At 35.6% G+C, this 21061-nt stretch carries 20 protein-coding genes and 2 tRNA genes; 7 read left to right on the top strand and 15 right to left on the bottom strand.

The features are described from left to right. Positions 1–248: sugar nucleotide-binding protein (locus QWY88_RS10650; RefSeq protein WP_304546373.1), on the bottom strand; the 248-nt coding region annotated here is incomplete at its 3' end. Positions 249–329: 81 nt separating this feature from the next. Continuing rightward, positions 330–1358: a bifunctional 3,4-dihydroxy-2-butanone 4-phosphate synthase/GTP cyclohydrolase II gene (locus QWY88_RS10645; RefSeq protein ID WP_304546372.1), complete on the bottom strand. Its 1029-nt coding sequence runs from the start codon at positions 1356–1358 to the stop codon at positions 330–332. Positions 1359–1513: 155 nt separating this feature from the next. On the opposite strand from QWY88_RS10645, the gene QWY88_RS10640 reads away from it, so the two are divergent. Both QWY88_RS10640 and QWY88_RS10635 read left to right on the top strand, forming a co-directional pair. Further along, positions 1514–1590: transfer RNA gene (locus QWY88_RS10640), tRNA-Met, on the top strand. Positions 1591–1620: 30 nt separating this feature from the next. Beyond that, positions 1621–1695, top strand: a tRNA-Gln gene (locus tag QWY88_RS10635). A 34-nt stretch (positions 1696–1729) separates the two neighbouring features. Here the strand turns inward: QWY88_RS10635 and QWY88_RS10630 are convergent. The 12 genes from QWY88_RS10630 to QWY88_RS10575 form a co-directional block, all read right to left on the bottom strand. Continuing rightward, positions 1730–3400 (bottom strand): GGDEF domain-containing protein, encoded by a 1671-nt coding sequence (locus QWY88_RS10630; protein ID WP_304546371.1) that lies wholly within the window; start codon positions 3398–3400, stop codon positions 1730–1732. Positions 3401–3501: 101 nt separating this feature from the next. Continuing rightward, positions 3502–3708: a hypothetical protein gene (locus QWY88_RS10625; protein ID WP_304546370.1), complete on the bottom strand. Its 207-nt coding sequence runs from the start codon at positions 3706–3708 to the stop codon at positions 3502–3504. Between the two features lie 287 nt (positions 3709–3995). Then, positions 3996–4304 (bottom strand): sulfite:cytochrome C oxidoreductase subunit B, encoded by a 309-nt coding sequence (locus QWY88_RS10620; RefSeq protein ID WP_304546369.1) that lies wholly within the window; start codon positions 4302–4304, stop codon positions 3996–3998. A gap of 9 nt (positions 4305–4313) precedes the next feature. Beyond that, the gene (locus QWY88_RS10615) at positions 4314–5513 is read right to left on the bottom strand and encodes a molybdopterin-dependent oxidoreductase (RefSeq protein ID WP_304546368.1); all 1200 of its coding nucleotides are present in this window, start codon (positions 5511–5513) and stop codon (positions 4314–4316) included. Positions 5514–5592: 79 nt separating this feature from the next. Beyond that, complete coding sequence (locus tag QWY88_RS10610; RefSeq protein WP_304546367.1) at positions 5593–6084, bottom strand: HIT family protein; 492 nt, start codon at positions 6082–6084, stop codon at positions 5593–5595. A 38-nt stretch (positions 6085–6122) separates the two neighbouring features. Next, the gene (locus tag QWY88_RS10605) at positions 6123–7406 is read right to left on the bottom strand and encodes a TRAP transporter large permease (RefSeq protein ID WP_304546366.1); all 1284 of its coding nucleotides are present in this window, start codon (positions 7404–7406) and stop codon (positions 6123–6125) included. Continuing rightward, positions 7403–7888 carry a TRAP transporter small permease subunit gene (locus QWY88_RS10600; protein ID WP_304546365.1) on the bottom strand — a complete coding sequence of 162 codons (486 nt, stop codon included), beginning with the start codon at positions 7886–7888 and terminating at the stop codon, positions 7403–7405. Before QWY88_RS10600 ends, QWY88_RS10605 begins: the two co-directional genes overlap by 4 nt. Further along, positions 7888–9333 carry a Mur ligase family protein gene (locus QWY88_RS10595; protein WP_304546364.1) on the bottom strand — a complete coding sequence of 482 codons (1446 nt, stop codon included), beginning with the start codon at positions 9331–9333 and terminating at the stop codon, positions 7888–7890. Before QWY88_RS10595 ends, QWY88_RS10600 begins: the two co-directional genes overlap by 1 nt. Further along, entirely contained in the window at positions 9334–10068 is a 735-nt protein-coding gene (locus tag QWY88_RS10590; protein ID WP_304546363.1) for an alpha/beta fold hydrolase, read from the bottom strand. It abuts the gene before it with no gap. Continuing rightward, a complete protein-coding gene (locus tag QWY88_RS10585) occupies positions 10069–11106 on the bottom strand; it encodes a D-alanine--D-alanine ligase (RefSeq protein WP_304546362.1) in 1038 nt (345 codons plus the stop codon). 16 nt (positions 11107–11122) lie between these two features. Then, a complete protein-coding gene (ruvA, locus tag QWY88_RS10580) occupies positions 11123–11701 on the bottom strand; it encodes a Holliday junction branch migration protein RuvA (protein ID WP_304546361.1) in 579 nt (192 codons plus the stop codon). Between the two features lie 18 nt (positions 11702–11719). Continuing rightward, entirely contained in the window at positions 11720–13627 is a 1908-nt protein-coding gene (locus tag QWY88_RS10575; protein WP_304546360.1) for a flagellar assembly protein A, read from the bottom strand. Between the two features lie 92 nt (positions 13628–13719). Between QWY88_RS10575 and murJ the strand changes: the two genes are divergently transcribed. Genes murJ through QWY88_RS10560 form a run of 3 tightly spaced genes read left to right on the top strand, consistent with a single transcriptional unit; the run spans position 13720 to position 17444 of the window. Then, a complete protein-coding gene (gene murJ, locus QWY88_RS10570) occupies positions 13720–15126 on the top strand; it encodes a murein biosynthesis integral membrane protein MurJ (protein WP_304546359.1) in 1407 nt (468 codons plus the stop codon). A gap of 9 nt (positions 15127–15135) precedes the next feature. After that, on the top strand, positions 15136–16536 hold the full coding sequence (gene cysS, locus QWY88_RS10565) for a cysteine--tRNA ligase (RefSeq protein ID WP_304546358.1): 1401 nt from the start codon (positions 15136–15138) through the stop codon (positions 16534–16536). A gap of 2 nt (positions 16537–16538) precedes the next feature. Beyond that, positions 16539–17444, top strand: coding sequence for a class I SAM-dependent methyltransferase (locus tag QWY88_RS10560; RefSeq protein WP_304546357.1), 906 nt, complete (start codon positions 16539–16541; stop codon positions 17442–17444). Positions 17445–17484: 40 nt separating this feature from the next. Here QWY88_RS10560 and QWY88_RS10555 read toward each other — a convergent pair whose 3' ends face one another. Next, positions 17485–18045, bottom strand: coding sequence for a DJ-1 family glyoxalase III (locus QWY88_RS10555; protein ID WP_304546356.1), 561 nt, complete (start codon positions 18043–18045; stop codon positions 17485–17487). 101 nt (positions 18046–18146) lie between these two features. On the opposite strand from QWY88_RS10555, the gene QWY88_RS10550 reads away from it, so the two are divergent. After that, complete coding sequence (locus QWY88_RS10550) at positions 18147–19025, top strand: ABC transporter substrate-binding protein (RefSeq protein ID WP_304546355.1); 879 nt, start codon at positions 18147–18149, stop codon at positions 19023–19025. Beyond that, entirely contained in the window at positions 19022–21019 is a 1998-nt protein-coding gene (locus QWY88_RS10545; protein WP_304546354.1) for a putative bifunctional diguanylate cyclase/phosphodiesterase, read from the top strand. The genes QWY88_RS10550 and QWY88_RS10545 overlap by 4 nt, the downstream gene beginning before the upstream one ends. Positions 21020–21061: the final 42 nt, after the last annotated feature.

Here is a 21061-nt window from a genome sequence, read left to right as displayed (position 1 = left end):
TCATCTAGTGAATCTTTCCAGTATGGTATCTCTATATTGAATGTTTGTTTGATTTTTGATTTATTTAGTAAACTATAGTGTGGGCGCATTGCCGGTGTTGGATACTCTTTTGTTTCAATTGGGTTTATTTTACAATCAAGCTTTGCCATACGCATAATCTCTTTTGCAAAGTCGTACCAAGAAAGTACACTTCTTGTAATTGGATAAAGTCTCGTCCCACTTCCTCCTGCTAAAATTATTCCTTTCAAATACAAGCACCTTTTTCAGTTAAAAAATATTTTTATCTATATAGATAGTTTATCTTATTAGAGCTTTACACCCTCTTATACTTAAACATTCACAAGCTCGTTCACTTCGAGTCCAAAACCACTTAGCCCCACAAAATCTGTTTTTTTCATCGATGAGATCAAGTTCATTTTAGAGATTCCGAAGTGTTTGATGATCTGTGCACCGATTCCGAACTCTTTTGGAGCTGAATTATCTTGATGGTGTGTTTTATTTATAAATACTAAAAGTCCGCTGTTTTTCTTAAGATACTCTATAGAGTGAATCAAGTGATTATATTTATCCTGATTTAAAAGAAGTTCACAGTCCGGAACTACATTATGTACCCTTACATTTGCGATCTGTTTTGGATTGTAAAATGAGATTGCCGTATGGTTAATGCCGTCATGGTCCTCAAAGGTATGGCGATTTACTTTTACTCCAAAAAACTCTACTTCTTCAACTTGTAACTCTTTTACAAGTGATTCATTTGCCAAACGGTACTCAACTAAATCGGAGATAAATACAGTATGAAGATTGTGCTCTTTTGCAAAAATATCCAGGTCATCACGTCTTGCCATTGTTCCATCTTCTTTAATGATCTCACAAATAACACCTGCTTCACTTAATCCTGCTAAACGACACAAATCAACAGAACCTTCAGTATGTCCTGTTCTTACTAATGTACCACCCTCTTTTGCAATTAGCGGAAATATATGCCCGGGACGTACAAGCTCTTCACTTTTTGAAATTGGATTTGCAAGTATTTTGATCGTATCATCTCTCTCTTTGGCAGATATACCTGTTGTTGCGGTAGTAGCATCTACTGAAACCGTAAATGCCGTTTCATACGATGAAGTATTTGAACTCACCATAGGATTCAGTTCAAGTCTATTGGCAATTTGTCTTGAAAGTGCTACACATATAAGGCCACGTGCGTGTGTTGCCATAAAATTCACATGTTCCGGAGTAGAAAATGCTGCTGCATAAACTAGATCACCTTCATTCTCTCTATCTTCGTCATCACACATGATGACCATATTTCCTTTTTTTATCTCTTCTATAGCTTTTAAAACTCTATCAATTGGTGTCATTATATCTCTTTTTATTTTGTTACATATATTATATAAAATTATTGATTAATTGTAGTTCAAAAAGAAATTTGAAATTTTTTCAAAAAACTCTTGACATAGAAAAAAAAATCGTCTATAATTCCGCCTACAAAGACAAACAGAAGTCTTTGAAACACCGCGGAATAGAGCAGTTCGGTAGCTCGTCGGGCTCATAACCCGAAGGTCGCTGGTTCAAATCCAGCTTCCGCAACCAAACTAAACTTTCGCATACATATTAATATATTGGGGTATCGCCAAGCGGTAAGGCCTCGGTTTTTGGTACCGATATTCGGGGGTTCGAATCCCTCTACCCCATCCACACATCAAAAAATCATTTTTACTTATCACATTTTTTATTCTGAAGAAACTTTATTTCTACCGCTTTTTTTCGCTTTATACAGTAGTTTATCAGCTTCTGCATAAATTTTTTCAGGTTGAGAAATATCCTTTGCGTATCTAGATACTACCCCTAGAGATATGGTGATATATTGACTTGCACTATTATGTTCATGTTCAATTTTCAAATTTTCAATATTTTCTCTAATTTCATCTGAAAATAAAGCTGCTTTCTCTTTTGTTTCAACACTAAATAATATTCCAAACTCTTCACCGCCCAATCTAAAACAAAAGTCATCAGCTCTTTTCAGAGATTTTTTAAGTGTTTGTGCAACCGTTATAAGTACTTCATCACCCTTTTGATGTCCATACGTATCATTGTACTCTTTAAAATGATCTATATCTAAAATTAGAAATGAGATAAGTTCATTTTTACGTTTTGCCATATTTATATATTTTGGAAATAGTTCATTAAAATATCTTCTATTAAATATATTTGTCAAACCATCTCTAATAGATATCTCTTCAATTCTTTTTTTATTTGTTATATCCTGTCTAACTGCTGTATATCCAACTTTTTTTCCATGTTCGTCATATACAGGTGTAATATTAGTGTCTACCCAATAGGCTGAGCCGTCTTTTTTTCTGTTTTTAATTTCACCCCGCCATGTTTTACCTTGATGTAATGTATTCCATACCTCTTTATATATACTTGACGGCATGTCTGGATGTCTTACAATATTATGTGAATGACCTATTAATTCTTGTTTTGTATAGCCGCTAATTTTACAAAAAGCTTCCGATACATCAATAATATCTCCCTTAAGATCTGTAGTCGATGTTATTACATTTTTGTCTAGTATGCTAAGATATTGGCCTATTTTTTTATCAGCTAGTTCCAGTTCCCTATTTTTATTTTCAATGAGCTGTATATCTTTATTAAACTCTAAATACAAAAAATAAAGGGCAATAATGTAAGCAGAGAATCTTAATATATGCCATAACCACCACTGCATATCCCATAGAAGCGAAGATGTAAATAAGACACCTGCAATACCGAATAACATACAGTGTCCGGCAAATAGTATCTCATCGAATTTTTGTGTATAAAGATACTCTTTAAGAAACTTAATTGATGCAACAAAGAAGCCCAATCCACCTGCTATGTTCAAGAAGTTTGAAACGCTACTAAAAGATTTATCCGGATCAATCATATCAGGAACATATTCCGAATAAATAATCGAAAATAGAGAAAATAGTATAGCAAATACGATTACGGAAACGGGCACTAGCTTATATGTTTGTTTTGATGTTTTCTTCTGCTTCATCCAAACAAGCATAAAAAACATCCCTCCGAAGAATACAGCAGATGAATGCAGCCATACAAATAACTTTCCAGGCATCATAATTCCATGAAAAATATCGATAATACCCATACTTAACAGTGCTATGGTTGTATAATTGTAATGATTAAAAACATGTTTGCTTTCATATTTTAAAAAGATAATTAAAGAGATAATAATAGCGATAGTTCCGCCTGCTACTTCTAAAGCAGAATGAAGGGGAATATTTACAAAGTTTATAGGAAAATATCTATTTAAGAGATAGCCGACTACGATAGGTAAAGCTATCGTTGTTACTACGGTTATAAAGATATTTCTTTTTAAATTACTAACTATTTGTTTCATTTTAGACATCCACAATTTCATATACATAAAATGTATATATTTTGAAGATATGTCAAATATGGTTTTATTAATGCAGGAAACTTTCCCTGCATTAGGTTTTACTATTTTACCGTATCATCAGCCATAGTTTTAGAGTTGCCGTTTTGACCACACTGACAACCTGCACCACATTGACAAGGCTTTACACATTTACAAGCAGGATTATTACATACACCGCCGTTAACAGGACGAAGTTCGTTAGAACTGTTTGAACATCCAATCATTAGCATTAAGCCTAATATAGAAGTTACTTTTACAAATAATTTCATTTTATTCTCCAAAATTAATTTGTAACATTATACAATAAAAACTTCTTGAAAAATGTGCTTTATAGCTTAAATATTAAGCTACTAAAATACAAGTATCTCTTTTACTTTTTTATATACTAAAAATTTATATAATACGTCTAAGATTATAATAGGATATAAAATGAACGATACGACAGACTTTACAACATTAACAATTAGAGTGGGAATTTTTTTAGTAATTGCGGGGATTTTTTTCTTTGTTTTAAGATCTAAAAAGGGAGGAGATAAAGAGAGCTAAAAGCTTCTCTTTATTTTAACTTACCATTACCGTAATGCTCAAATAGGTACTCAGTACAAATTTCTACATCTTCATCTGTAATTGGTGCTTTAAAGTGTGTAATCATTTTATCCACTTTTTTATGCCAAAACTCTTTTGACTGTGGCCCTTGGTTAATGATATAACCAAAAGAGTGACACATAAGACAATTTGCCTGAATAGCATCAAAACCTTTACCCATTTTGATCTCATATGCTATGTAAGGAACTTCAACATCACCTTTTACCTGTGCAAAAAGTGAACCAACCGATAAAACTGCTAATAATAATATTTTTTTCATAACCTACCCTTACACTACTTCAACTGTAACTACATCGATACCGTTATATTTGTATCCACCGTGGTTCCATTTGATATCTTTTGCAAATGGTTGCTCTTCACCTAAACGGTTGATAGCTTTTGCCATAAATGATAATTTACCGTATTTATTTGGTTTAAATGCATATCTGAATTCAGTATATGAGTAACGACCGTTTCCTTGTTTAAGCAGTGCTTTTTCCCAAGTTTTACCTTCGTCAGTTGAGATCATAACGTCTCTGATACCCGTACCGTCATCAAATGCAACACCACGAACAACTAAATGAGAATTGTGATATACCTTCATTCCGTTTTCAGGGTAACCGATTACAGATTTTACATTCATATGTGTAATAGGTTTTGTAGGCTTGAACTTGTTATCAGGCTCTTCACACTCACATTCATTGTCAGGAATACGATAAGCAACATCCATAAAGAAAAGAGATTTATATTTATCTGTCACTGTAATATCACTTAACATCTTAACCCAGCTATCTGAATAGTATCCAGGCATTACAAGACGTAGTGGATAACCATTTAAGTAAGGAAGATCTTCACCGTTCATCTCATAAGCAAGGATAACATGATCATCAAGTTCATGTGTCTCAATCTCACGAACAAAGTTTGGTGTTTCATAGTAAGCTGCATTGTCTTTTCCGTTAAAGCCAATAAAGTGTGCTTCTTTTTTCATACCGGCACGGTTAAGAACGTCACGAAGTCTTACACCTTTCCATTTAGCACATCCCATAGCACCGCTACCCCATTGGATACCACCTGCAATTGGATGGAATGCTGAACGTGAGTTACCACCACACTGAAGAACTGCTGTTACTTCAACTTGTTCAAATTCAGTTTTTAGCTCTTTTAATGAGATCTCTAACTCTTTGTCAACTAAACCGTTAACTTTAATAGTATAGTTATCTGGATCGTTATGAAGTGGAATCTCCGGTAAGTGCCATCTTACAAAGAACTCATCATTTGGTGTTAATCCTTGAGTAAATACACCTCTTGGTGATTCTAAAAGTGGTGGTCTATCAGAGTATGTAATAAGTGGTTTTTTTTCAGGAAAAGCCATTTTTGAGACTTTTCTACCATCAATTGGTTGTGTCGTTTCGCCCGCAGATAAAGCAGTACTGCCAAGAACAGCTGCTGAAGCTACAAGAGAACTTTTTAGGAACTCTCTTCTTTGCATAAATTTTCCTTAATTTTATTATAAAATTGTCCGGCAAAATTATAGCACTTTTGTATTAAATGGTTTTGAATTTTTGCGCTTAAATATACTCTTGTGATAGTTTTTTGATTTTCTTATAAATCTTTTCAAAATCTGTAGAGTATACACGGTTGTTTGCGATCGAAGTTATAAAGTTAGTATCTCGCTCCCAGCGCGGCACTAAATGGAGGTGTATATGTTCTGCTATCCCTGCTCCACCTGCCTTTCCCAAGTTCATTCCAATGTTGACACCATGAGCACCAAACCCCTCTTTTAAAAGTTTTACACCTTTTTGTGCCAAAGCTGTCATATGAAGCCAAACATCACTTTCTAAATCTTCTAGCTTGTCTGTATGTTTGTGGGGGATTATCATAAAGTGCCCTGGAGTGTAAGGATATCTATTCATAACGATAAAACAGTGTTCATCCCTGTAAACAACATGTAGTTTTTCATCATCTTGGGAATGTGAACTTATATGACAAAATACACACCCTTCGATCTTCTCATTTGTTACATATTCATCACGCCAAGGTGCATATAAAATATCTTCCACATTTTCCCTTTTTTACAAAGATTATATCGTGTTCTTTTTTAAATAAAAGCAAATACCAAATCAGGGAAAAGAATTACAAGTGACAGTGCGACTAACTGCAATAAAATAAAAGGAATCACCCCTTTGTATATCTGCATAGTTGTTACACTATCTTTTGCAGCACCTTTTAAGAAGAAAAGACTCAGTCCAAACGGAGGTGTTAAAAATGAGGCTTGCAGGTTGAGTGCTATTAAAATTGCAAACCAGATAGGGTCTATTCCAAAAGCATGCATTACAGGGACAAGTATAGGCACTATTATAAAACTGATCTCTATAAAGTCTATGAAAAAACCGAGTATAAAAATACTCAGCATTGCAATAACTATAAACACCCAAACATCACCTATATCTTCTGAGAAAAATTCTAGAATAAGATCAGTTCCTCCAAGTTCGTTAAAAACAAGTGAAAAAGCAGTTGCACCGATTAAGATCATAAAGATCATTCCGCTTAGCTTCATCGTTTCATAGAGTGCGTACTTGATCATCTTAACACTTAAAGTACGGTTGAAACTTGCTAAGATAAATCCGCCAATAACTCCAAAAGCAGCTGATTCAGTCGGTGATGCTATCCCGGCAAATATACTCCCAAGAACCGCTACCATTAAAAGAAGCGGTGGAATAATCGCTTGCAGTAGTTCAAAAACAGAAGTTTTCTCTTCACTCACCAATGCCGGTGCATCTTCTTTATTTATAAATGCGCGAATTAAAATATAAGCGATATACAATCCGACAAGTACAAGTCCCGGTAACACGGCACCCATAAACAACTCACCGACACTCACACTCATCACATCACCAAGAACGATTAATATTATAGACGGAGGGATAATCTGTCCAAGTGTTCCGCTTGAAGCAATCGTACCGCTCGCCAGGGATTTATCGTATCCGGCTTTAAGCATTAACGGTAGTGCGATTACACTCATCATCACAACGCTGGCAGAGACGATTCCCGTTGAAGCAGCAAGAATAGCACCTACAAGCACTACACTCACACCTAGTCCGCCGCGTACACCTTTAAAAAGTGAAGACATTGAGAGTAAAAGCTTTTCAGCCATCCCCGACTTTTCTAAAATAAGTCCCATCATTATAAACAGCGGTACAGCCATTAACGTGGAGTTGCTCATAATCCCGTAGATTCTAAACGGTAAGATATTAAACACTTCAAAACCGATATCAGGCGTAAAAAAAGCAAACATTATTGCAACTGCACCAAATGCAAAAGCAACCGGAATCCCAAAGAGCAAAAGAGCTAGCGCGACTAAGAACATTATCAGTGCTATCATAAACTTCTCCACTCTTGAAAGTCAGTCACAATCTCTTTTATTGTTTGTAATACCACCAATCCAAACGATAAAGGTATTAACGATTTTACGATCCATCTGTAAGGAAGACCTCCGGGATCACTTGAAGCTTCATTTTGTGCAAAACTCATCTCTACAAAACTAAGAGAGATATAGATGATTAAAAAAGCAAAAGGGAGGATGAAAAATATATATGCCAAAAGATTAACTGTCAACTGTTTTTTACGAGAAAATTTATCGTAAAAAATATCTACCCGCACATGTGCATTATGTTTGAGGGTATAGGCGATACTCAGTAGAATTACGACATCAAAAAAATGCCATTGCAACTCTTGTAATGCAGTTGAACCTTCCGAGAAAAGGTATCTCAGGGTTGCATCATACACTACAAGTACTACAAGTGCAGCCATAATAAAAGCGGTAAAAAATGAGATATATCTTGTTAAACTATCGATCAATTTCATTATATAAAGTTTGGTGCATCATTCGCAAAAAGAATGATATCCCCTGCCTTTGTCTGTTTTGCCAAAAGGTCTGTAAGTTTTGACTTGTCCGCTAAAAGAAACTTGTGTTTAACATTCAGGTTCTTATCGAAAAGATCAGCATTTAGTGCACCTGTTACAATTACCGTATCAAACACCTTATTGATCGCTTCAATAAGTTTGAGGTTAAGCTCATCACTACTCTCAACTAAGCCCGGTGTTACGATAACTTTATCTCCTGAGTGAAGGGAACAAAGTCTTACCCCCTCAAGCATACCATCAATATTTCCGTTGTAACCGTCATCTATAATTATTTTTCCACCCGCCTCGATCTTTTGAAGACGGTGTTCTACCGGTTTCAAGTTTGCAACCGCTTTTTTAATCTCTTCGTTACTCATGCCAAACTGTTTTGCGATGCGGATAGCAACAGCGATATTCATTGTTTGAAAACCACCTAATATATCCGTATGTAAAGTAAGCTTTTCACCGTCGAGTTCGATCGTGAAATCTATCCCGTTTACATCTGCGACAACATCACTGATCTCATCTCCGAAAAAAGTCACTTTTTCATGTGGTTCATTCGTTACCGATGTATGAATATAAGCATTTTTAAGTCTAGGTGATTGCATAATCTCTAGTTTCGTTGCGATAATATTTTTGAGTGATTTAAAGTACTCTATATGTGCTTCACCAACACGCCCAACAACTACGGTTTGAGGCTCTAAAAAGTTTGTGATCGTATAGATATCACCACTCTCACGTGCACCTGCTTCTGATACATACACCTCTGTACCCTGCGGCAGACTATTATTAACATCAGCTACAAGTCCGCCGATAGTGTTAACACTTCTTGGAGTTGCATAAACATTGAACTTGTGTGCCAAGATCTGTGCTACAAAATTTTTAATACTTGTTTTACCGTAACTACCGGTAATACACACAATTTCCAGATCTTTCATAGATGAGAGTTTATCTTTAGCCTGTTTCGTATAAACGGCAAAAAGATACTTCTCGATTAATGTACTCCCTATATAAGCTACCGCTAAAGGCATAATAACACCATAGGTAGCACAACCCTCTTTTAACGTACATAAGATGTCTTGAAAAAATACAAGACCGATTAGAAGGATCAAAAATCTTTTCACCCTCCATGTAAGTACCAACTTTTTATCAAGCTTTTTATGCCATAAAAATATAGCAGGCAGTACCGCAAAAACAAAGAAAATCGTAAAAAAATTACCCGTTGTATAGTACGCTATAAAAGGGATGATAAAATAGATAAGATGCCAATGGCTTTTATGGTGTTTTAAAACTACACGAGAGAGTTTATAATCGTACCATTGCAAGTTTGTGATCAGATACCAACCAAGTACTAATACAAAAAGAATATTGACTACAAAAGCGACTAAAGTTTCATAGTTTTCCATCTAGTGTCCTAATGTTTCTAAAAAAGTTTTTTCAATTTTTTGAGCTATGTCGTCACTTTGCTGCATAAAAAAGTAATGATCCCCGTCATACACTTCAAAGCTGGAGTTTTTAATAAGTGATGCTATCTTCTGACCTGAACTAAGCGGAGTAGCAGTATCTGCTTTCCCCCAACATACAAGTGCTTTGCCCTCATATTTTGAAAATTCATCACTGTAATCTTCATCAACTACGTTTTTAAATGTCTGATACATATGTTCTGAGAGTTTTTTCGCATCATCGGCAACAAACAACTCTCTTAGTTTTGTAAAGCCTAAATTTTTAAGTGCTTTAAAAAGTAATATTTTCGCTCTTATTTTTAACGGTTTTGGTATATATATACCGGCACTAGATAATAGTACCAACACTTTCGGCTCTAGTAATAAAGCTACTTTACCTCCGAAAGAATGTCCCATAATGATATCTTTTGAGGCATTCATATGGATCATTAACAGCTCTACTATTCTTGCAACATCGGCAGTTGTAAGTGCCATAGGACAAGTTGATTTTCCAAATCCCGGCAGATCGATATAGATATGTCTAAAACTGTCCATCTCTTTTGCAAAAGTTTTTTTCATAAGTTCTTTGTTACTGCCCCAACCGTGTAAAACGATAAGATCAACTTTACCGTTTGGATTAACAATCTCGTAACTTATATCAAATGTATGTTGCTTATGCTGAATAGACTTTACCGCCATCTATTTCCCTTTTGCTTTTGAAATTGAGTGAATATATTCGTAACTTGCACTAATTGTTTTTTTCTCAGGAAGTGATCCGCTTAGTTCCTCTATTGCAGTTGCAAAATCTTCAAAAAGATAGTTTGCCATACTTCCAGGGATAGGATTGATTTCATTTAGCAGTACCTCATCATTGTGAACAAAGAAGTCACAACGGATCAGTGCTCCCTCAAACAAGCCGTCATATACTTTTTTAAAGTTCGTTTGCAGTCTTAAAACAAGATCTTCTGGGATCTCCGCTTTTAGAACCTGCTCACTTCTTGAGAAATCCATATATTTTTTTTCAAAGTCTAAAAACTCCTCTTTGTGAGGCTCTTCAACAATTGAAAACTTTATCTCTTTAGCAGATTTGTAACCTGCTAAATTGTACTCTTTTACACCCTCTAAAAACGGTTCAACTAAAACCGTATCGTCAAATTCAAAAGCAGTATCGAGTGCATAATCCATCTCAGATTCATCTTTTACTATACTCACACCGATCGAACTTCCAAGACGAGCCGGTTTTACAATTACCGGATACCCTAAAGTGATATCTTTTTGTTCTGATTTTTTAAGTACTTCATACGGTACACTTTTTACACCGATCGCATCACACAAGTATTTTGTATACACTTTATCGAAAGAAAACACAGAAGCATCAGTACGAGGCCCGATATATTTGATCGCATAAAAATCGAGTAAAGATGAGATAGTACCGTCTTCACCGTCGCCACCGTGAATAAGATTTAAAACAACGTTAGTATGCTCAGTTTTTCCAAAGAGGGACTTTTGCACAAAAGAACCTTGAGTCAGTGAAAGCTTAGCCATTTTTTTATGCTCGCCTCTTGAGAAAGTGATCGCTTTCATTTTTGAAGGTTCTACAAGATAAAAAGTATGATCGCTGTCGCAAAAAATAAATGTCAGATCAAAATTTGATAATTTCTCTTTTAATGTGATCGCACTTACAATGCTAATTTCATGTTCAAAACTAGCTCCACCAAATAATATAGTTAATTTCAATATATCTATCCTTTTATCAAATTGTTTGTAATAATTTTAAAGCACCTTTTACAAGGCTGGCAGTATCATCGCCGTCTAATGAAGAGAGAGCTTTAGAGATTTTGTCTTTCTTAAATCCTAAAGCTTCTAACGCTTCACTTGCCTGTGCATATGCTTGTGTATTAGAGCCTTCTGCGTGAGTCTCTGTTTGTTGTAAAAGTTCAGTATCAAAACCGTTAAGTTCTACTAAGATACGCCCTGCACTTTTTGGTCCGATTCCCGGTACTTTTTTCACACCGTTAATGTCACTGTTGTTAATCACAACTGCAAACTGAGAAGGTGTATAAGTTGAGCAGATTGCCATAGCCACTTTCGGCCCTACACCGTTAATTTTTATAAGTCTTTCAAACATCTTCTTTTCAGCCATATCTAAAAAGCCAAATAGCAGCTGTGCATCTTCACGAAATATCTGCATCGTGTAAATCGATACTTTTTCCTTTGGAAGTGCAGAAAATGTTTGAAGCGATATAAACACCTCATATACTACACCGTTTACATCTATATGTACAAAACTCGGTTCTTTATAAACGACATTCCCTTGTAATCCAACTATCATTAAAAAATATTTTCCTTTTTAGTCTATAAGTGCACGAATAACATATTCGCCGCTTTCTAACTCTTTGAGTCCAAAAATCTTCTCTTCTGAACCTTCGGTAGGTTTATAAACAAGTTCTATAGGGGGTTCAACAAGTTTAAACTTGATCTCGTTGTAGCCTATCCACTCACCTCTGTTAATAATTCTGGCATCGAAGATATTATCTTGAAAACTGGAAACTTTTGAGCCGAGCAGATTTAAGTGGTCCTGCTGTTTCACTAGCTTCTCTTCTAAACTTTTGAGTTGTTCCTGCATCGCTTGAAACTGTTTATATTTCTTCACAAACGCTTCAGGCATCTTCACCCCGTTTTTCTTATAATGAACAAGTCTTTTTTTAATATCTAAAAATGCAGGTGTTCCGTCTTTAACAAGCTTTGTATATTTTTCAACCTCTTTTTTTAGCTCACGTATCTCAACTTCAAGTTCTTTGATTGTATCTTCATTGTTTTTAAGATCTTTTTGCACATCCTCACTAAGTTTTGGATCGATTGTAAAAGTGTTCTCACTTCCGTGAAGTTTTTTTATCTCGATAAGTTTCGTAGCTGTTGCTTTTACGTGTGATGTACACACATCCAATACAATGTTTTTACCGAATATATTACCGCCTAATGCTTGTGCAATCTCTACATCTTCACCTTTGACATATCCATGTTCCAAGCGTGTGATATGGATATTTTTCCCTTCGGCACGCCCTTTATGAACATTGATATCCAACTCATCAGCCCGAACCAGTGCCGATTGGTGAGTTTGTCCACCGACTGTCGCACGCTTGGCTATAACCTTTGCATTTGAGCCGACGTTTCCGTCAATATCTATCTCACTCACTTCAACCGTCATACCTGTACCTATGGCATCTTTAATAGCATCACTCTCTTTTACAGAAATATTAACATCAGAGTCAACACCGCTTGAAATCGAGCCTGTTGTTTTGAAACTGATCTCTGAAACATCTACATCTTGCTTGATAATATACTTATTATCTTCAAATGCTATGTATCCGTTCTCTTTGGCTATATACTTGATAGAATCCGGAGTCTCAACAACCTTTATAGTATCTTCAACATTAAAAGTGGGTTCATTTGAAACTATAGGATCAGCGGGTTGCATAAATTCACCGCGGCAGTTTCTCCCGTATTTTCCGTTTTTCGGTTTTTGGTATTCTATAAGAAGTTCACCCTCTTTGACACTTTGAATAAATCCACGAGAGGCATAATCTACTTTTGAATTGTCATCTACTTCGTTATGAGTTTCATAGTGAAGTATGAGGGCATCATTGATTGTTGCTGTAGGTTCAAACCCTTCTGCAATCAGATGTGTTTCTCTCTTGGAAAACTCCAATACACCGTTAATTCTTGATGAAGCCGACAGTTTAGAAACCAGGTCATCTACCATCTCATCAAATATACCGATTAAGATACCCGCACGAATCTTTTTTTTATCAATCAAAGTCTTTAAAATATGCTCAAGATTCTCAACATAAGTTAGTTTTGAACCCTCAGAAATACTCAAATATACTTTACACTTTGTAGCGTTTGCCCCTACTGCAGTTTTAAATTCGTCACATATATGTTCACTACTTTTATCTTTTGAAAATACTTCGATCTCATATGTTTGCCTGATTTGAAATTCAGGGTTAAGGAGTGCCTCACCATCATCCAGCTCGTGAAGTGAACCGGGAGAAACTTCTTCCCATTCCAGGTCTTGGCCTTCAGCAGCAACTCTCGTATAGGTTTGTACACCAAGAAGGTTAAAATCTAATTGTTCTGGGTCAATTTCGTAAGATTTTGCCAGGCTGAAGATCTCTTTAGCAACATTTTGAGTTCTTATTACAGTCGGACGAACTTTCTTTACAGATTGCTGTTTTTTCTTAGACCCAAAAAATGCCATTACTCAACCATCCCAATATAGATTTTAAATTTTAAAGGGGTTCATTTTAACCAAAAATTTGTTAAAATTATGTAAAAATACAAAGAAGTACCTTGTTTAAAGCAATTTTCACCAATAGTTTTGGAATATTATTCTCAAGAATTTTAGGATTTATCAGAGATCTTTTAACTGCTTCAACATTGGGAGCGAGTGTCTACAGTGATATCTTTTTTATAGCCTTTAAACTCCCCAATCTCTTTCGTCGCATCTTTGCAGAAGGTGCTTTTACACAGGTGTTTATACCTGCCTTTGCAAGAACCACAAAAAAAGCGATATTTTCTGCAAACATTTTTCTTCTGTTCATATCAATAATTCTAATACTTACATTATTAGTTAACTTATTGCCAGGGCTCTTTACAAAAGCGATTGCAGTCGGCTTTTCGAGTGAAACCATTGCAATTGCATCCCCTTATGTTGCGATTAATTTTTGGTATCTGCCCCTTATATTTTCGATGACTTTTTTAAGTGGAATGCTCCAGTATAAAAATCACTTTGCCACTACTGCATTTGCAACCTCATTATTAAACCTTTCACTCATTGGAGCCCTTCTGTTAGCACAGGAAAAAACTGATTCTGAAATCGTTTACTACCTTAGCTATGGAGTTGTAATAGGCGGTATATTACAGTTAGCAGTCCATATTGTTGCAATCAAACAACTCGGTCTTTTAAAGATCGTTTTAGGCGGCTTTAAATATCTCAGAGTAAAAAGCAAAAAGATTAAAAAAGATACTTCAAAATTCAAACGTGAATTTTTTCCTGCTATGTGGGGAAATTCAACGGCTCAGGTTTCTGCCTTTTTAGATACTTTTTTAGCCTCTTTTTTAATAAGCGGAAGCATCTCTTACCTCTACTATGCAAACCGTATCTTTCAACTTCCGTTAGCACTATTTGCCATTGCCACTTCGATCGCACTTTTTCCCCGTGTTGCACGCTATTTGAAAAACAATGACGAAATAAAAGCACTTGCAAATCTAAAAAAAGCGTTTTGGTTTTTAGCCTACCTTTTAACTTTCAGTACCCTTGGAGGGGTGATACTCTCACATGAGATTGTATGGCTGTTGTTTGAACACGGTGCCTTTGATGCAAACGATACACAAAACACTTCACTGGTACTTACGATGTACCTGCTAGGGCTTCTCCCTTTTGGTTTGCAAAAACTGCTTGTGCTTTGGCTCTATGCAAAACAGATGCAGCTTAGTGCCGCTAAAATTGCAACGGCTTCACTTATCACTTACGTTATTTTTGCCCTCTCGCTTATACAACCTTTAGGTGTAGGCGGTTTAGCACTTGCAAGTACTATGGGAGGTTTTGTAAGCTTTACGCTAACCATCAGAGTTTTTGGGCTTAAAAACTTTTTAGCTATAATTCGATCAAAAAACCTGATATATCTGCTAATAAGTTCTACTATTTTTGTATTTTTATTATTAGTTTTTAAAAATTTTATCCAAGCTTTTATTTAAAGGAAACACTTGCATCTATTTGATTCAGTCAAAAAAACAAAACTTCCGTTTGAACCTTTAGTCCCTGGTAAAGTTACACTTTATGTATGTGGTCCCACAGTGTATGATGATGCCCACTTGGGTCATGCAAAATCAGCCCTTGTTTTTGATTTGCTCACACGTGTACTTCGTGCGAATGGTCTTGATGTAACGTATGCAAGAAACATCACAGACATAGATGACAAGATCATAAAAAAAGCAATCGAACAAAAAAAAGATATCAAAACAATTACAGATTTTTACACTGAAGCGTTTCATAAAGAGATGGACTTACTCGGTGTTTCACGTCCCGATCTAGAGCCAAAAGCAACTGAAAACCTTGAAGCTATGTTTGCAATGATACAAAAGCTAATAGATTCTGGACATGCTTATAAAACCCAAGAGGGTGATGTATATTTTGACACTTCAAGTGACAACGAGTACCTTTCACTCTCTCACCGCGTGCAGGATGAAGAGGATAAACAAAACCGTGTAGAGTCTTCAAGTTTTAAGAAAAATCCGGCCGATTTTGCCCTATGGAAATCGGTAAAAGACGGTTCTGTAACATTTGAAAGCCCTTTTGGAGCCGGGCGTCCGGGATGGCACCTGGAGTGTTCTGCAATGATCGAAGAGCATTTAGCGTACAAAGATACACCATATGCTATCGACATTCACGGCGGCGGGGCTGACCTGCTCTTTCCACACCACGAAAATGAAGCGGCGCAAACACGTTGTTCAAGTGATCATAACTTGGCAAAATACTGGATTCACAACGGTTTTGTAAACATTGACGGCGAGAAGATGTCTAAATCTTTAGGGAACAGCTTCTTCTTAAAAGATGCCCTTAAAGAGTACGACGGAGAGGTTCTTCGTTTTTACCTTTTAAGTACACACTACCGCTCAAATTTCAACTTTAACACTGAAGATCTCGAAGCAAGTAAAAAAAGACTCGACAAGATCTATCGTCTGAAAAAACGTCTTTTCGGACTAGCAAACTCAGAGGAGCAAACTCAGTTTCAAAAAGATCTCTTAGAAGCTTTAAGTGACGATCTCAATATTTCTAAAGCACTTTCACTTATCGATGAGATGATAACAACTGCAAATGAAACACTAGACACTGCCGGAAAACATAAAGTACTTAAGCGTGAGACAATGGCAAATCTTGCTTACATAGAAAAAGTGCTTGGCTTTGGCATAAAAAATCCGTTTGAGTATTTCCAATTCGGAATAGATACAGACACAAAAGAGAAAATAGACAGCTTGATCGAGCAAAGAGATGCAGCGAAAAAAGAGAAAAACTTTGAACTCTCAGACTCACTACGTGATGAGATCTTAGCATTCGGCGTACAACTTATGGATACACCTGCGGGAACATTTTGGGAAAAAGTGTAACTATGACTATTTCTGAATTACAACAACATTTACAAGCCCAAAATGCTACAGATGAGTTTAAAAGGCTGTTTCACGGCCGTGGTGGACTTTACGAGGGTTTAAAGCATCTGACAATCGATAATATCAATAAAGATATTTTAAGTGTCGCTCTTTATTTTGAAGAGGAGAATGAAGCGGAACTGATCGAGATGATTAAGAGCTTCGTAGAGGCAACTGACTATAATACCCTTGTTGTTCAACGCCGCTACTTGCAAGGTGCTCCAAGTGAAGTACTGCTGGGTGAAGTACCTGAAGATCTAACAATCTTAGAAAACGGCATGAAACTTAAGCTCAACCTCCTTTCAAACAAAAACAACTACTATTTTCCCGATATGAAAATGGGGCGAGAGTTTGTAAGAGAGAATGCAAAAGATAAACGCGTTCTAAACCTTTTTTCGTACACATGCGCCTTTTCGGTTGCAGCAAAATTCGGCGGGGCAAAAAGCGTAGTCAACGTAGATATGAGTAAAGGTGCTTTAAAAGTGGGAATGGCAAATCACTCGATCAACAACCTCGATCCAAAAGGGGTGAGTTTTCTGCCATATAACATTCTAAAGTCATTTGCATCACTCAAACGCAAAGGGCCTTATGATCTCATCATTATCGATCCGCCTAGCTTTCAGCGTGGAAGTTTTGAAGCAACAAAAGATTATGAAAAGCTGATCATAAAACTACCTCAATTAGCTTCTGAGAACTGTATCTTATTATCTTGTTTAAATTCACCCGATCTTGAAAGTGAATTTATTCTCAATATGATCAAAAGACATGCACCGAGTTTCAAATTTGTAAAACGTTTAGATAATCTTGAAGAGTTTAAAAGTGCAGATGAAGCAAGAAGTTTAAAAAATCTTGTTTTTATCAGAGAGTAGGAAAAAAACTCCTTACTCTACTTTTGTATTTAAACCATTGTTATTTGCAGTATGTCGCTAAAAGTCCGCCTTTAAGCATCTCATACTTCTCTTGCCCTTTGAGTTTTTTCACAATTTCCAAAGCAAAACAGATAGCTGTTGCAGGTCCGCGAGATGTAAGTACGTTACCGTCTTCTACTACCATTGCACTATCACCCTGATACCCCTCAGTTCTAATCTGCTCCTCAACTGAGGGATAACATGTATAGTTTTGCTTTAATACACCCGCTTTGTTCAGTGCAAACGGAGCAGCACAAATTGCAGCTATGTTTTTCCCTTTTGCATCCATCTCTTTGAGCAGTCTTTGCACATTTTCATCATCAGCCAATGCATGAGTACCGTCCCATCCGCCCGGAAGTACGATCATATCTATTTCATCTGAAGTGATCTTTTTGATCTCTACATCTGTTTGAACCGTGATGCCGTTTGCCCCTTTAATTAAATTATTTGTATCTAAAGAAGCTACTAAAACCTCTATTGCGGCACGTCTTAATACATCTATAATTGTTACAGCTTCAATCTCTTCAAAACCTTTTGCTAATGGAACCAATACTTTATTCATAAAAAATCCTTTTTTATTTATACTACAAAACAATATTTTAAAGCATTCTTAAACTCTTTATCGTTATTATTTCCCTACGAAAAATAACAAGGCTTCATATTATGTTAAAGCAGTTTATATTTATATTATTATCATTATTCTTTTTTACTGCTTGTTCCTCTGAACATAAGCGTGAGATACGGATAGCTACAAATTCATGGGTGGGATACTCCCCTCTTTTTTATGCAAAAGAGACAGGAGAACTTGATAAGCTTGGTATCAAACTTATCACAAATGTTTCGTTGGCTGAAGCTTCCGAAATTTTTGAAGTGGGAAAAGCTGATCTCGTTACTACGACACAGTATGAATATCTTTCACTAAAACAAGCGACACAGGATGTTGTACCGGTTATTTTGATCGATAGGTCCAACGGTGGAGATATGATCCTCTCAAATAAAACACTCGATGAGATAAACAATTCTGCAACAATTTATGCTTATTTAGAAGTTGATTCTATAAACATTGAACTTTTAAAATCTTTTCTCCAAACACATCATCTAGAAAATAAAAATATTATCTATAAAAATAAAGATCAACTGCAAATATCGGCTTTAGAAAACAATAAAGAAAATACAATGGTTATTGTTACATATACCCCTTATAACGCAGAACTTGAAAAAAGAGGGTTTCAGGAAGTTGCATCTACCAAAGATATAAACTCTCTTGTTGTAATTGATGCTTTATGTACAAAAGCATCAATATACAACGCAAACAAAGAACGCCTCAAACAACTAAAATCTCAGATCGATCGTGCTGTCCAAGAGATAGAACAAGACCCTGAAAAAGCTCATAAGCTCATAAGAAAATATCTCGGAAACATCAGTTATAACGAATATGTAAATGCTTTAAAATCTATCAAATGGATTAACAAAAATCCTTCTCAAGAACTCCTAAAAAAGATCAATAAACTAGGATATGAGGAAACTATTTTAATTCAATGAAAACTATCTCTATAAAACTATTTTTTGGCATTGTTATTGTCACAGCCATCGTATATCAGTCAGTTGCATTTTATGCATATTATCAAAAATCAAAAGCGGGTATTGCTACTTTACTCAAAGAGAACATTCAAACAAACATGATTAATCTCAAACACATCATTGAGAAAAATATCAAAGTTGACAATGTAAACAATATCGTTGCCAATCTGGATAACTATGTAGCATCAAGTGAAATTATGCAAGATGTACACATTGTTAACAATCACAAAAAACTACTTTACTCTTCAGATCGTGAAAATTCTATTGCCCATAAAAATACAAGATGTGTACAAATATCCAAAACACTTGAATCTGATATTTTTTCAGAAGAGTGCTACTATTTTCCTATTAAACTTCATGAAAAACTGCGTCCTTACTACTACTATACCTACGTATATACAAATAAAGACTATATTGACTCCCTTTTAAAAAGGCAGGTGGAAAAATATACGATCTTATTTACACTTTTAACATTTGTGTTTTTACTCCTTTTATGGTTTACTCTTAAAAATTTCATTATCACTCCACTTAAAGAGCTCAAACATTATGCTTACTACAGTGAAAATCCTCCGACAAATTTTTTCATTCAGGAGATAGAAAGTATCCGCTACTCTTTGTCAATGACATTTAGAAGGATGAAACAAGAGCAGGAGAAACTTTACAACCTCTCCACAAAAGACCCGCTCAGCGGACTTTACAACCGTTTAAGCCTGATCGAGAAAATCAACTGGCTGATCGCCCAGTCAAAAAGGACAAAAGAGGGATTTACTCTTATTTTTCTTGACTTAGATGACTTTAAAAACATCAATGACACCTATGGCCACGAATTTGGAGATATGGTTTTAAAAGAGATCTCTGAAGTGATCCAGTCTTCGTTAAGAAGTAACGATATTATCTCGAGATTCGGTGGAGATGAATTTGTCATTATCTTGCCTAATGTTACGGATATAACCAATACTGTAGAAGTTCTTACAAAACTGCAGCAAAAACTTTTTATGCCTATTTGTCATCAAGAGTTTACCTACAACACAACTTCAAGCATGGGGGTTGTTATCTATCCTAAAGACGGAGACAATGCTACATCTTTACTTAAAAATGCAGATATCGCTATGTATAAGTCAAAAGCGCTTGGGAAAAACAACTTTAGCTTTTTTACAAATGAACTCAATAAAGAGCTCAAAGAGAAACTCCATATAAAAAGTATGATTGAACTTGCCCTCAAAAATAACGGTTTTGAGCTTCACTACCAACCTCAGGTTGATGTTGCTACAGGAAAGATCACAGGGTGTGAAGCGCTTATAAGGATGATTGACCCTATTGAGGGTGTGGTTCCGCCATATAAATTTATCCCTATTGCCGAAAAGAATAACTTAATCGTTCCTCTTGGACAATGGATCTTAAAAGAGGCTACATCGCAACTCAAAAAATGGGAAAACACCCCTTTTTCAGATCTAAAACTTTCAATAAATGTTTCTGCACTGGAACTTAATCATGAAGATTTCATTAAAAGTGTAAAAGAGAGTATTAAAGATATCGATCACAGTAAGCTTTGTATCGAACTTACAGAGTCTGTACTTATGAACAACTTTAAAAAAGATCTTCCTAAAATTCATCAGCTTAAAGAGATGGGACTTACCCTCTCTCTTGACGACTTCGGTACGGGATACTCCTCTTTGTCGTATCTGAAAAACATCCCTTTTGATTTTCTCAAAATCGATAAAAGCTTCATCGATGATATTTTAGAAGATCCAAAAGACAAGATGTTCGTTCAGATCATTATAGATATTGCACAAACAATGAACTTAACAGTCGTAGCAGAGGGTGTTGAGCTCAAAGGTCAACTTACTATGCTTGAGCAACTCGGCTGTGATATATACCAAGGGTACTACTGTTCAAAACCTCTAAAATGTGAAGAATTTGAAAAACTTTTCTTTTCTCACAAATGCTATAATTAAACTATTACCTTTAATTTAGTATAATCTCTCTTATTTTCAATA

The organism is Sulfurimonas sp. hsl 1-7, from assembly GCF_030577135.1.
GTDB classification, from domain to species: domain Bacteria; phylum Campylobacterota; class Campylobacteria; order Campylobacterales; family Sulfurimonadaceae; genus Sulfurimonas; species Sulfurimonas microaerophilus.
Note: the sequence above shows the minus strand (reverse complement) of the source record. Positions and strands in the feature narration are given on the sequence as shown.